This is a genomic window from Zeaxanthinibacter sp. PT1 (assembly GCF_028464225.1).
In the GTDB taxonomy this organism is placed as follows: domain Bacteria; phylum Bacteroidota; class Bacteroidia; order Flavobacteriales; family Flavobacteriaceae; genus Zeaxanthinibacter.
Genome location: NZ_JAQPCN010000001.1, coordinates 637,508 through 651,426, shown reverse-complemented (window position 1 = coordinate 651,426; position 13,919 = coordinate 637,508). Strand labels below are relative to the sequence as shown.

Annotated in this window: 9 protein-coding genes; 8 read left to right on the top strand and 1 reads right to left on the bottom strand. The window is 40.9% G+C overall.

The window, feature by feature from the left end:
- Nucleotides 1-2,352, bottom strand: a complete 2,352-nt coding sequence (locus PP178_RS02855; RefSeq protein ID WP_272592796.1) for an Hsp70 family protein — start codon at nt 2,350-2,352, stop codon at nt 1-3.
- A 260-nt stretch (nt 2,353-2,612) separates the two neighbouring features.
- On the opposite strand from PP178_RS02855, the gene PP178_RS02850 reads away from it, so the two are divergent.
- The 8 genes from PP178_RS02850 (at nt 2,613) to PP178_RS02815 (ending at nt 13,833) form a co-directional block, all read left to right on the top strand.
- Nucleotides 2,613-3,167 carry a restriction endonuclease subunit S gene (locus PP178_RS02850; protein WP_272592795.1) on the top strand — a complete coding sequence of 185 codons (555 nt, stop codon included), beginning with the start codon at nt 2,613-2,615 and terminating at the stop codon, nt 3,165-3,167.
- Between the two features lie 4 nt (nt 3,168-3,171).
- The gene (locus tag PP178_RS02845) at nt 3,172-4,662 is read left to right on the top strand and encodes a type I restriction-modification system subunit M (RefSeq protein WP_272592794.1); all 1,491 of its coding nucleotides are present in this window, start codon (nt 3,172-3,174) and stop codon (nt 4,660-4,662) included.
- Nucleotides 4,659-5,057, top strand: coding sequence for a hypothetical protein (locus PP178_RS02840; protein ID WP_272592793.1), 399 nt, complete (start codon nt 4,659-4,661; stop codon nt 5,055-5,057). The genes PP178_RS02845 and PP178_RS02840 overlap by 4 nt, the downstream gene beginning before the upstream one ends.
- Before the next feature lie 2 nt (nt 5,058-5,059).
- Complete coding sequence (locus tag PP178_RS02835) at nt 5,060-6,346, top strand: restriction endonuclease subunit S (RefSeq protein ID WP_272592792.1); 1,287 nt, start codon at nt 5,060-5,062, stop codon at nt 6,344-6,346.
- The gene (locus PP178_RS02830; protein ID WP_272592791.1) at nt 6,343-6,636 is read left to right on the top strand and encodes a hypothetical protein; all 294 of its coding nucleotides are present in this window, start codon (nt 6,343-6,345) and stop codon (nt 6,634-6,636) included. The genes PP178_RS02835 and PP178_RS02830 overlap by 4 nt, the downstream gene beginning before the upstream one ends.
- Before the next feature lie 66 nt (nt 6,637-6,702).
- A complete protein-coding gene (locus PP178_RS02825; protein ID WP_272592790.1) occupies nt 6,703-9,858 on the top strand; it encodes a helicase-related protein in 3,156 nt (1,051 codons plus the stop codon).
- Nucleotides 9,859-9,861: 3 nt separating this feature from the next.
- The gene (locus PP178_RS02820) at nt 9,862-13,125 is read left to right on the top strand and encodes a type I restriction endonuclease subunit R (RefSeq protein ID WP_272592789.1); all 3,264 of its coding nucleotides are present in this window, start codon (nt 9,862-9,864) and stop codon (nt 13,123-13,125) included.
- Nucleotides 13,126-13,833: a M48 family metallopeptidase gene (locus PP178_RS02815; protein WP_272592788.1), complete on the top strand. Its 708-nt coding sequence runs from the start codon at nt 13,126-13,128 to the stop codon at nt 13,831-13,833.
- The last annotated feature ends 86 nt before the right edge of the window (nt 13,834-13,919 follow it).

Sequence of the window (13,919 nt, the reverse complement as noted above, 5' to 3'; positions counted from 1 at the left end):
TTAAATTGGTAAGTTTTTAGTATCTATATATTTTCCTTCGTCATCTTTTTGCTTTTTGACTTTGGGAGAGATATATGAATATGATTCCCCCGCATGCTTAAATATGGCGGGTAACATAACTCGTTTGGTGTGGTCTGAAAAGATAAGCGGATTTGTATGGTATTTCCGGATAATTTCTTGCACTTCAATTTCACAAGGAATATCGCACTTAAGCTTTAACAAAACTTGCTTGATGCGAATGCTTTCATCATGCTTTAATGAAGGTTCCAGATTATTCAAATACTCCAATGCCCTCTTCGGATCTTCCTTTTCGAGTATCAAGGAGTAATTATAGCGTATGGATGGTACATTAGGTTCAATTTCGATCGCTTTTTCTAAGGCATTTAAGGCGGCTTGCCTTCGACCAAGTCTGGAATTAGCAATATATTTCATGTTCCATACATAAGGGTCCTGATCGTCAAAACGCAGCAAATATTTTTCACAGCTTTCCAAGGTTCCCTGATGATTATTTACCTCATTGTGTAACCAAATCAAATCCCGTAAAGCCATCCTCTCTTTTTTAGTCTGTTTGTTTTGAATGGCGGTGTGCATTTCTGACTTTCGCTTATATACTTTTAACTCATCTTCCGAAAGCTGTCCAATAGCATACGGGTTATCAAACTCTGCATCACCCAGGAGACATTCGTCAATATAAACTTGTAAACAGAACACCTTGTCTGCAGTAACACTTGCTTTCAGTTTTATCGATGTATTGATATCATAAAACCGATCTAATTCATATCTGATCTCCCCTACGAGGTAAGCTGCCTCATTAATGCACACAGGTATGACCACCTCTGATTGTAAATTATTTTGCAGCTTAAACTCTGGGAAACAGATGTCCTGGGGAAGCGATTGACCACGTTCGATCAGTGGAAAAAAGCGATTTCCTTTTAAACGGACTCCCAAGGTTTCACTAGTAATTGGACTAATCAATGAAATATGGTGTACGTGCAAAAAGTATGAATATACCGCAGCTCCCTCTGCCACTAATTTGTCTGGTTCATGACTGCTTAGAATTTCAGCGGAATGTAATTTTTGGCTGCAGTAAGGCGCTAGGAATGGATTTAAACTACTCCCGCCTACCATGAGGGCAAAATGTACTTCATCTAACGGCAACTCGGATTTGTCAAGAATTTCATTAATCGAGGCACTGATGGTTCGTATGGTTTTATCTTGGTATTTGAATTTATATGTTTTACCCGTGAAGATTTTTTTAAATAGGGTTTCAAACTGTTCCCCATTCAAGGAGATTCTACCCAGATCTACCTGTTCATTATTTAAAACAAGAATATTGTCTTCCCGACTTACCTGAATAGCACTTAGATCAAGAGCAGTGGCATCTTGTTCTACAGCCTTTAGGGCAATTTGATCCGAAAGCTTTTTCTTGAGATCTTCTGCAATGATGGCTAATTGTGGAAGTAAGGATTGTTGTACTTCGGTCATGTCATAACCCTCTAAAGACTCTATTTTAGCAGCGGCCTGAGAGAATAAATATTCTTCTGCAATGATCATGTCAAAATCCTGTCCTCCTAAATCATTATACCGGGAGATGGCCCTATTGCTTATGGTTATGCCGGTGTCTTTTCTGAAGTCTACATTTAATAGCGAAAGATCTAAAGTTCCACCGCCAAAATCGATGACAAGAACATTCTGATTTTTAACTCGCGAAGCCCAATTTTGTTTGTCCGATTCTGATAGCCGATTAAAATACCCCAAAAAAGCAGCATTGGGCTCATCTATAAGCATATTTGACTCAGTTGTAATCCCGGCCATTTCAGCTGCTTTGAGCGTATCTTTGCGCTGGCTTACCTGAAAGGAAGCAGGGACCGTTATAACAGCGTTTCCCAATTGCTGGTCCACAGTAACGCCATAGTTAACCTTCATATACTTGAGGATTCCACCGGCCACTTTATAGGGCATATCCAGTTTATCAATTATTGCATTAGGATACATGGGGTGATGATCAACTCCCATTTCGGTTTTCCAGTGATAAAAAATATTTCTTCTATACTGAAAATCCGGATGACCTTTAAGATGATATAAATTGTTACCTACAAATGGTCTGCCATCGTGAATGGCTACGATAGAAGCGACCTTTTCATCTTCGATGGTGGGTTGATGTTCAAAGGGACTGTGTTGAGGTATACGAGCAAATTGCACGGGGATTTTGTTGCTGCGAGAGAAATCTACGTTTTCGGAATTTACCACCGCCATTAAGCTATAAGTAGTTCCTAAATCAATTCCTACGCAAGTCTTATCTGTAGAAAGGGAGTGGTCAGAACCCCTCTCCGGATAAATGAGTTCGCTCATATTGGTTAGTTGGTTTGGTGAAAGAGGAACGAAAGAGAGTTTAAAATATTGAGTTTAAATTCTACTTTATGAGCTGAAAATAGGAAATTTATCTATATTGAAAGATAAAACCTACAGCAGATATTGATAATGCGTCTTAGAAATTCACTTTCAGAACTCAAATAGTGAAATTTGAAATCCCCTACGGAAAAATAAAATATTAGAAATGCTCTACTTTTTAAAAAAATATGTTATGTTTGACGTAAATAATCATAATATCAATGATGCAAGTTTTAGGAGAAATTGCTTCGATCCGATTTGGCCCGCACTTGTCGGCCAATTCACAAGGTGTAGTAAAGTATCTGCAGGCAAGTCATTTTAGTGAATGGGCAACTCCAGACTTATTTTCTAATAGTTACCTGTCAGAGCCATGCGAGGAGAAGTATTTGTTGCAACCCAATGATGTAATTTTGGCTGGGAAAGGATTGCGAATATTTGCCTGGGCGTATGAGGAGGAATTTGAAAAAGCAGTTGCCTCTTCGCTCTTTTACGTTATAAGGACTAATCCCGAATTGATTCACGGTAAGTACTTAGCAGCCTATTTAAATTCGGATCGTATACAGCATCAGTTAAAAAGTATAGGCGCCGGAGTAACCATTACGTCTATCCCTAAAAAAGAATTAGAACAGATATCAATAGCCATACCTGAAATGAAAAAACAACTACATATCGTGCAATTATTAGATTTATTAGACCAGCAAATTACTCTGAGTCAGCAAATTTTAAAAGCCAGAATTACATTCAAAAAAGGGGTGATTAATCAAATCATTAAGTAAAAACATGGGACAGAAACTTACACAAGCCACAATTAATCAAAAAGTCTGGAAGGCCTGCGACACCTTCCGTGGCACTATAGATGCTACCCAATACAAGGACTATATCCTCACCATGCTCTTCCTGAAATACATTACTGATGTAAATAAGGAAAAGCGTCAGGCTTATATGGAGAAATATAACGGTGATCATTCACGGGTAGAGCGGGCCATGGCCCATGAACGCTTTCAGGTACCGGCAAACAGTTCATTCGATTACCTTTATCAGAACCGCAACGCGGACAATTTAGGGGAGCTGATTAACATTGCACTGGAAAATATTGAGGACGCCAACCGCTCCAAGCTGGAAAAGGTATTCCGGAATATCGATTACAATTCAGAACCTAATCTGGGGCAGACCAAAGACCGGAACCGGCGACTGAAAAATCTTTTGGGCGATTTTGAAGGCCTGGATCTGCGACCTTCCAACCTGCAGGGCAATGATGTAATTGGGGACGCCTATGAATACCTCATTGCGAATTTCGCTTCAGACGCAGGCAAAAAAGCCGGGGAGTTCTATACCCCGGCCCAGGTGTCCACCCTGCTGGCGAAGCTGGTGGAACCGGAGTCCGGTGACCGGGTCTGTGACCCCACCTGTGGGTCAGGCTCTTTGTTGTTGAAAGTAGCCGATGAAGTAGGATCGAAGAACATCTCCCTGAACGGACAGGAGATTAACGGGAGTACCTGGGCCCTTGCGCGAATGAACATGTTCCTGCATGAAATGGATAATGCGCATATCGAATGGGGAGACACATTGAACAATCCCAAACTGAAAGAGAATGATGCCCTGATGAAGTTTGATATCGTCGTAGCGAATCCACCTTTCTCCCTGGACAAATGGGGTGCAGAGGATGCCACCTCCGATCGTTACAACCGCTTTCACCGTGGCGTACCTCCCAAGAGCAAGGGGGACTATGCCTTCCTCACCCACATGATTGAAACCTTGAATGAACACGGGCGAGCCGGGGTAGTATTACCGCATGGGGTGTTATTCCGGGGCAGTTCGGAAGGGAAAATCAGAAAGCAGTTCATGAAGGAGAATCTGCTGAAAGCCGTCATTGGTCTTCCGGCAAACCTTTTTTTTGGTACCGGCATTCCTGCCTGTATTCTGGTATTTGACAAGAATAAAGGGGAAAATACTGAAGTATTGTTTATTGACGCTAGTAATGAGTATGAAAGCGGGAAGAATCAGAACCAGCTCACCCACGAACATATCCAGAAAATCTATGACACTTATAGCAACTGGGATACGATAGATAAATACAGCTATGTGGCGAGCCAAGAGGAGATTGAAGAGAATGACTACAATCTGAACATTCCACGCTATGTGGACACCTTTGAGGAAGAGGAGCCTGTAGATATTCAGGCTACGCAAAAGAAAATTACCAAGTTGAAATCGGAGCTAAGCAGCCTGGAAACCCAGTTAGATAGCCACCTAAAAACCTTAGGATTATTATGAATCTTGAAGAATACTTTTTGGCGATTGATACCAGAATTAAAGGTTTGATATTAGAATTGGCCAGTTATAATAACGTAAGCGTTGAGTTTGCTGGATATCTGATTGAAAATAACAATAAATCATATTGCGGTTCTCCGCGCCCTCTCTATAACACCTTCAGAGAATATCGGAAGAAAAATGAATATGAGGAACTTACTCATATAAGATATTTTTTTCATTTGACTAAAAATGAAAACAAATGCATATTAACCATTCACCTATCAAACTCAGCACTAGGCGAGATTCATTTTTCGATTGAGGAATTAGGTGGAGGGGTTAAAGTACCTACTCCTGAAAGCTTACGTCTTTCTGATTTTTCATTATTGATGTCCTACGTACAAGAGAAGTTTAATTAATTATGAGGGAAGTAATAAATCTAAATAAGGAGAATTCTGAAACTAGAGACGGCTTCAAAAAAACCAAAATGGGATGGATACCTAATGATTGGGAAATATTTACCCTTAAAGAAGTTCTGGAAGAATATCGTCTAGGTGGAAATTATGCAAATACAGATGTAATTTCAGACACGCCCTTAATAAAGATGGGAAACGTAGGTAGGGGAAATATTATTACAGATAAAATAGAATACTTAGATGAAAGTCAAACGGTGAATCATGAAGACTTTCTAAAATATGGAGATATACTTTTCAACACTAGAAACACCCTTGAATTAGTTGGTAAGGTAGCAATATGGAAGAATGAATTAAAAAATGCTTTATATAATTCCAATTTACTTAGGCTAACATTTAATCATCATGTAGAGAATAGTTTTTTTATGAATTATTGCCTAAACAGCGATAATTCACTAAGAATATTAAGAAGAATAGCTACTGGAACTACTAGCGTGGCGGCGATATACACAAAAGACTTATTAAAAATAACAATCCCCCTCCCCCCCCTCCCCGAGCAACGCAAAATCGCCGAGATTCTCTCCACCTGGGATGAAGCCATTGACAAGGTGAGTCAGCTCATCGAGAAACTTGAAGTCCGAAAAAAAGGACTGATGCAGCAACTGCTCACCGGGAAGAAACGCCTGCCGGGGTTTGAGGGGGAGTGGGAGGAAATAACTTTAGGTGAAATCACCGAAAGAATTACTACTAAGAACACAGAACTTAACGATAACGTCGTCACTATATCCGCTCAGCGGGGGTTTATCAGACAAGAAGACTTTTTTAATAAACGCGTAGCAAGTAAAACTCTTTCAGGGTACTACTTAATAAAGCGCGGTGATTTTGCATATAATAAAAGTTATTCAAAAGGGTATCCAATGGGAGCCTTTAAACGTCTTGACCATTTAGATAAGGCTGTGGTTACTACGCTCTATATATGCTTTTCTCTTAAAAAGAATGTGAATTCGGACTTTCTACTTAATTATTTCGAAGGAGGGCTATTGGTGAAAAATTTGATGAAAATTGCTCAAGAAGGTGGTAGGGCTCATGGTTTACTCAATATTGGAATTAAAGATTTTTTTAATCTTAAATTAACAATACCCACTCTTAAAGAGCAAGATAAAATAGCTGATCTACTAAATACGATTGATCAGGAAATCAATTATTACGCCAAGTCGTTGGAGCTCCTGCAAGAACAGAAAAAAGGCCTGATGCAACAGCTGTTAACCGGAAAAACCCGTGTAAAGACATCATGAAGAAAGAATACGAGATACTTAAAAATCTGAGTCCAGCCCAGCGAAGGGAATTTGAAAAGGACCTGGAAAACATTTATTCGATATGTTACGAGAAAACTAAGGGTGAGTTGAGCGTTTTAAAAGACGTAACCGTCAATATGAACCTATGTAATGAGGTATATCTAAACGTCACTTTCGAATTTAATTCAGAGGTAGGTGAAAGCGGAAAGGGCCGGATAACTGCGCTTACCCGATATCCAAACAAACTAGCCTATGAAGCTGCTGTTGCTGCCGAAAAGCATTTGAATTAAATATCTAAGCAAACTTCTAGAAAACGTTCCCCTATACGTTGACAATTAATTTAAATTTTAACCACCATGTCAATCACTCAATTAATAGAGGAACAACTTAAAATACATACTTCCGCTGATACGATAGTAACCCTGAAAGGTATTCGCTTATCAGATCTTCCGGATTCAATGGCCGGGGAATTTCTGGATTATGATTTCTGGAAGGAGGGCATAATTCAAAGCGAAGTTCTCTTCTCTGATGAGAGCAAGGAGTTACTTCTGGAAAAATTTATGCAGGATTCAGGAGGCCTCATTTCTTACGAAGCCCTGATCCTGGCCCTTGAAGAGATTCCGCCCTTTGTCCTGAAGAAAAAGAAGATAAAAATTCTGGATTTCAGCGTTCACCAGTTTGCCTTTAATAACCTGGATCTGGAACTTCCTAATCTGGAAGAGGAGGCAGAAAAAGGCGAAAATATAGAAGAGGCGGAATATCAACAGCTTATTGCTTCCACCCTGCATATTAATGGTTACACCTTTGTGCAATACAGAGATGGGGAGTTGCTGGACAAGGCGGAAGTAATCTCAGTTTTTGAACCACAACCATGGGAATATAAATCACTGCCAACCCTGCCCGAGTCTGAAATCAACGATTCACATTTCATATTTAACTACGATGCCCGGGATTATATGCATCAGCTGGAGAAGATTCGCTCCTCGTCTCCGGAAGAGGTGCACCTTCTGGTAGATAATGCCACCAAGGTTGATGCCGGTGCTAAGGAGCAACTGGGCCTGATTCTGGATTATCTGAAGAAACTGGGTATTGCCACCCGGCTTTCCCGACTTACCTACGACCTTACCAAAGCCTCCCGTCCGGAATTAAATGCATTACTTAAAAAACACTGGAACAGTGACTCTTTCCGCAGCCTTAAAGTGTATGCGGATCCGGATATATCCAAAGAAACCATTGAAATCAGTCAGGCCGAAATTGTAGAAGCAGCCATAGAGGAATATGAAAATGGAAATCTTCGGGAGCAGCAGATGCAGGATATCTTTCTCACTGCGCCCACTGGTGCCGGGAAATCTTTGTTATTCCAGATGCCGGCCATGTATATCGGAGAAAAATACGGAGCTCTAAGTATTGTGGTTACCCCGCTGAAAGCCCTCATGGTAGATCAGGTGGAACAATTGAAGAACAAGGCCGGTTATCAGAAGGTGGCTTATATTAACTCCGACATTACCATAATTCAGAGGGAAGAAGTACTGGACAGTATTCAGCAGGGAGAAATAGATTTGCTTTACCTGGCACCCGAGTTACTACTCTCCTATGATATCAGTCATTTTCTGGGTGACCGAAAATTGGGATTATATATCGTGGATGAAGCCCATACCGTAACCACCTGGGGGCGTGATTTCCGGGTAGATTACTGGTATCTCGGATACCATATCAGCCGTATCCGCAAGTATGGTCAGGACGCCAATGGCAACCCTTTAAAATTTGTAGTCATGGCCCTGACTGCCACCGCTCCCTATGGTGATCGTCATGATGTGGTTTTTGAAACCATTAAAAGTCTGCAGATCCGTTCCGCAAAAAAATATATCGGGTATGCGCGCCGTGATGATATTGAATTCGACATCCGGCAACGGGAAATCACCGGGAATCTTCAGACTCAGAAAGTACGACTTGCAGCAGAGCGAATCGGAGAATTTGAAGCGGCCGGTAAAAAGACCATTGTGTACTGCCCTTACACCAATCATGTCTCTGAAATCATCCGCGAAGCCGCTAAAAAAGACTTGCACCCTCACCCCTACCACGGAAGATTAGACCGGGATCGCAAGGAAGAATCCTACCGGGTTTTTAAAGAAGAGGAAGTGGTCACCATGGTATCCACTAAGGCCTTCGGGATGGGTGTGGATATAGATGACATCACCCAAATTTATCACCTTGCTCCCACCGGTCTGTTAACGGATTATATTCAGGAAATTGGTCGCCTTGCCCGTAAACGCGGTTTGAGTGGAACCGCCATGGTAGATTACAGTCAGCGGGATTTTCAGTTTATCAATGTGCTTCACGGCCTCAACCGCACCCACAACTGGCAATTACGGGAAGTTATGAGACGGCTGATCGCCCTCTATGACGATTCCAGGAAACAGAACATGCTGCTTTCTGCAGACGACTTTGCCCATATTTTCAATGAGGATGAACCGGATCGTTTACAGAATGAAGTTAAAAATGCTTTGATGTTGCTGGAAAAGGACTTGAATGCGAAATACAGCAGGATTCCCGTTTTAATAGCCCGGCCGAAAAACCTGTTTGCCAGGGTATTTGCCAGCATTTCGGAAGATGATTTTCCTGCCCTTCAGGCTGCAATGCCCAGGGATTGCTACAGGGTTATTCCCTATCCGCCCCTTAAAGAAAAGAAAAAACTAATCCTACAGCTGGAACTGGATCAAATCTGGGAAGAGCGTTTCAGTGATAAGTCATTCGGAATCATTAAACGAAATTTTTTCAAAGAAGAGCTTTATGAAAATTTCACCCTGAAACCGAAACTTAAGGTTGAACTAACAATAAACCAGAGTGGAGGTTTAACGGTCTCCCGAATCAAGGAGTACTTCCTTCAGTTTTCCAGGGCTTTCTTTAATCTTGAGGGGTTTTTCACTAAAAAAGATTTCATCTTTCAGCTGGTTTCAGGAGGTATGGGTAAAGATGAAGCCGAACGGCTGGCCGACTATATCCTCCCCTTATTCAGTCAGAAGCGTGGCAGCAACCCCAATCTCCGACTGGATGATGTTCGCCCGGAAGCGAATTTCTTACAGGTAAAAAGAGACAAAGACAAAAACGAATTCCAGTACCGGGTAGTTAATGGGGCCTGGAAGTGGCTTGAAAGCCAACTGAGGCGTAAAATAAATTCGACCTTCCAGTCCAGGCAACATGTCACTAAGTACCTCACTAAAGACTCGGCGCAAAAGTACCTCTATGTGAAAATCGGTCAGATTCTGGAAATACTAGATCTTGGGTCTTATGAAGTTTCCGGAGGCGAAAATCCGAGAATTTATGTACGTATTAATGATCCTTTCCGCCTGCGTTCCGAGGCCTATGGCAATTATCAGAATGAATTGCTTGAAGATATCTATCAGCGTCATTTGACCGGAGTGCAGCTTATGCATGAGTTCTTTGGTACAGAAATGACTTCAGAAGAACGTTGGGATTTTATTGAAGAATACTTTTTAGGGCTTAAAGTTTAGATTATGTATACACCATCGTTTAGAGAAGACCACATCTCTCAGGTTCCGGCCCTGCAGTTTTTAATTAATCTCGGGTACACTTATCTAACACCAAACGAAGCTCTGGAGCTTCGTGGCGGGAAGAAGTCGCAAGTGCTTCTAGAGCCAATCCTGAAAAAGCAGCTAAGGGAGATGAATGTTATATCCAGAAAAGGCCGGGAATATAAATTTTCAGAATCTAACATTAATTCTGCTGTGCTTGCCTTAAAAGATCTCCCAATTCAAGAAGGTTTTCTTTATGCCAATGCTGCCTTTTATGATCTGATCACCCTTGGCAAGGCAATGGAGCAAAGTATTCATGGGGATAAAAAGAGTCATACCCTTCAATATGTGGATTGGGAAAACCCCGAAAATAATACCTATCATGTTTCCGAAGAATTTAGTGTTTTAAGGGAAGGAAGATCGGATACCTATCGCCCGGATATTATTTTGTTCGTCAATGGTATCCCTATGGTGGTAATTGAATGTAAAAGTCCGGCTTTGAGAGGGACCAAGTCTCCCACCGAATTGGCCGTAGAACAGCACCTTCGCAATTTTAGTAAGGACGGTATTCGTTCTCTATACCATTATTCCAATTTACTCCTTTCCATTGCAACCAACGATGGGAGCTACGGGACCACCGGGACCAGCAAGGAATTTTGGGCTAAATGGAAAGAACAGTTTAGAAATGAAACTGAGGAAGAAGATTTCTCCTATGAAATAACCGAAATTAAAAATCAGCCGCTTAGTGAAGAACAGAAAAGAAAGCTATTTTCAGATCGTACTTTCGGCTTTCATTATGCCAAAAGGTATTTTGACGGTTTAGAACAGGAAGAGCGAACAGTCACCAAACAAGACGAACTCTTGTATTCCTTATGTCGTCCTGAGCGCTTGTTGGACTTGATGCGAAATTTCATTGTTTATGATGCCGGGATTAAAAAAATCGCACGCTATCAACAATACTTCGCAGTTGGGGAAACGCTTGAGCGAGTTTCCGGTTTTAACAATTCTGGGAAAAGAGAGGGGGGCGTGATTTGGCATACTCAGGGAAGTGGTAAATCTTTAACAATGGTAATGCTTGCACAATTATTAGCCACAAGCAAAGAGATAACTAATCCCAAAATTTTACTAGTAACTGATCGTATTGATCTGGACGATCAAATTTCAGATACTTTTAAAAAATGTCAGAAAGAAGTTAAGCAGGCTAAAACCGGGAAGCATCTAACTGAGCTATTGCAAGATAAAAGTGATGCTATAATTACCACGATTATAAACAAATTTGAAGCTGCAGTAAACCAGTGTAAGCAACCTTTTTTATCGGCGGATATATTTGTGCTAGTAGATGAAGGCCATCGGACTCAGTACGGCAGTTTTAATGTGAGTATGAGGCGGGTCTTCCCCAATGCATGTTTTCTGGCTTTTACCGGTACGCCATTGATGAAAAAGGAAAAAAGCACTGCACAAAAGTTCGGGGGATATATTGGCATACCCTACACGGTGAAAGATGCAGTGGAAGACGGTGCGGTGGTACCGCTTTTATATGAAGGGCGCCATAATAAGATGACCGTAGATGAAGATCCGATTAACCGATACTTCGATAAACTGGCAGAACCCTTGAGTGAGTACGGGAAGGCTAATCTCAAGCGAAAAGTGAATACGGTTAATGAGCTGAATAAGACCGAAAAAATCATATATGCCAGAGCCTGGGATATATCGGAGCACTATAAAGATTTCTTTCAAACAGAAGGCGATGCCTACAAACCCAAGGCCCAGCTTGTAGCACCTTCTATTAAGGCTGCGCTACGGTATAAAAAACATCTGGATGAAATTGGCCTAGTCAGCTCGGAAGTCATTGTAACCCGATCCGATCAACGAGAGGGAACTGAAGATGGTTTTTATAATGTAAATGAGGATAAGCGTTTAGAAGATGAATACTTTGAGGCCATGATTGATAAGTATGGTGATCTTGAGAAATTTGAGAAAAATGTGATTTCAAATTTTAAAAAGCGGGAGCATCCAGAAATTATCATTGTAGTGGCTAAGCTTTTAACTGGATTTGATGCACCTAGAAACACCATACTATATCTTTGCCGTTCCTTAAAAGAACACACCTTACTCCAAGCAATCGCCCGTGTAAATCGGGTTTATCCTGGAAAAGATTACGGATACATTATTGATTATTACGGCAATCTAGAAAATCTGGACAGTGCCTTGAGTACATATAGTGGGTTGGCAGGCTTTGAGGAAGAAGAACTCGAAGGTACGCTGACCAAGGTGTCTGAAATTACGGACCAGCTTCCCCAGGCCCACAGTGAACTTTGGGATGTATTTGCATCCTTAAAAGGTCGGAACCTTGAGGCAACTGCTTATGAGGAGTACTTGGCTCCCGAAGATATTCGTAATAGATTTTATGAAAAGTTAAGTGCATATTCAAGGCTTTTGAAAGTAGCCTTGGCTTCGGTAGAATATGTGACAAATACTCCTCAGGATAAAATTGATAGATATAAAAAAGACGCACGATTCTTCTTAAAGCTGCGGGTAGATGTTAAACGGCGATATAATGATGATCTGTCCTATAAAGAATTTGAGCCTCAAATTCAAAAACTCATTAATAATCATATATCTACAGAAGGAGATGTTCTGAAAATCACAGGGCAAGTAGATATATTTAATAAAGAGGCGAGGGAAGCCGAAGTGGAGAAAGTCGTTGGTAAAGCTGCTAAGGCAGATCATATAGCAAGTAGAACCATAAAGGCAATTTCCATGAAAATGGAGGACGACCCGATTTATTATAAGAAGCTATCCCAACTCATTAAGGAAACTATTGAGGCCTACCACCAAAAGCGTATAGAAGAGGCAGAGTATCTTAAACGTGCCCGTCAATTAGAAGAAAAATTTCACCATGGCCGCTCAGACGATGCCCCTGAAGCTCTAAAAGGAAAGGAGGCAGCACTTGCCTTCTATAATTTTAGTAAAGATGCCTTTGATGAGCCTGATCTCTTAAAAACTGATCTACATGAAAAGGTAAGTCTTACCGTGGAAGAAGTAATATTAAAAAAGGCACGCCAGAATGGGAGTATGATTGTTGGTTGGGATGAGCCCAACAAAGGAATTTTAGGGGAAATCACCATTGATGCCGGAGATCGCGTATACGAACTATTAAAAGAACATCGACTGGATGTCAAATGGGAGGTTATCGATAAGTTAGTAGATGATTGTTTGAAGGTAGCGGTTCGTAAATTTCAGTAGATGTCAGAGCAGAGCATTCAATACGGGAACACGATAATTAAGTTTCAATTAGATTTTGCAAACCGAAAGACATTGGGTATTCAAGTGCATCCGGATAAGTCGGTCAAAGTGATTGCGCCTGAGGGGAGTGCCCTTAAAAAAATTAAAGAAAAAGTCCAAAAAAAGGCCAGCTGGATTCTTCGCCAACAGGATTTCTTTCTGTCATTTCACCCGCTCACCCCTCCCAGGAAATATGTGAGTGGGGAAACGCATTTATATTTGGGTAGACAGTACCGGCTTAAAATACATAAAAGAACTTCACAGTGTGTCAGATTAAGTGGGGGGTATTTTCATGTTTATGCTAAGAACCCGGAAAATAAGGATGTTGTAAAGCGAATCCTAAAAGCCTGGTATAAGATGAAAGCAGATTATCACTTTCACAATTTATTAGAAGAGAAAGCACATCTAGCAGAGAAATTATATGGAAAGAAACCTGATTTGGTATACCGCTGGATGGATAAACGCTGGGGGAGCTGTGATAAAAACGGAAGAATACATCTTAACTTGGAATTGATTAAAGCGCCTAAAAAATGCATTGAATATGTGATCGTACATGAACTTTGTCATTTGAAATACCTCAACCATAGTCCTGCCTTTTTTGAACTTCTTTCTGAAGTATATCCAAATTGGGAAGCTACCAAAGATCGATTAGAAAGGTTGATGGTCTAGGGAGTTAATTCCGTTTATCCTTCAATTTAACCATTCATCAAAAAGGCATAGGATTTTTCTTATAGCTAATAAATTATATGATTATT

Coding starts and splice junctions, on each gene's coding strand:
- PP178_RS02825 (WP_272592790.1), top strand. CDS start 6,703: ATGTCAATCACTCAATTAATAGAGGAACAACTTAAAATACATACTTCC.
- PP178_RS02815 (WP_272592788.1), top strand. CDS start 13,126: ATGTCAGAGCAGAGCATTCAATACGGGAACACGATAATTAAGTTTCAA.
- PP178_RS02840 (WP_272592793.1), top strand. CDS start 4,659: ATGAATCTTGAAGAATACTTTTTGGCGATTGATACCAGAATTAAAGGT.
- PP178_RS02835 (WP_272592792.1), top strand. CDS start 5,060: ATGAGGGAAGTAATAAATCTAAATAAGGAGAATTCTGAAACTAGAGAC.
- PP178_RS02830 (WP_272592791.1), top strand. CDS start 6,343: ATGAAGAAAGAATACGAGATACTTAAAAATCTGAGTCCAGCCCAGCGA.
- PP178_RS02820 (WP_272592789.1), top strand. CDS start 9,862: ATGTATACACCATCGTTTAGAGAAGACCACATCTCTCAGGTTCCGGCC.
- PP178_RS02845 (WP_272592794.1), top strand. CDS start 3,172: ATGGGACAGAAACTTACACAAGCCACAATTAATCAAAAAGTCTGGAAG.
- PP178_RS02855 (WP_272592796.1), bottom strand. CDS start 2,352: ATGAGCGAACTCATTTATCCGGAGAGGGGTTCTGACCACTCCCTTTCT.
- PP178_RS02850 (WP_272592795.1), top strand. CDS start 2,613: ATGATGCAAGTTTTAGGAGAAATTGCTTCGATCCGATTTGGCCCGCAC.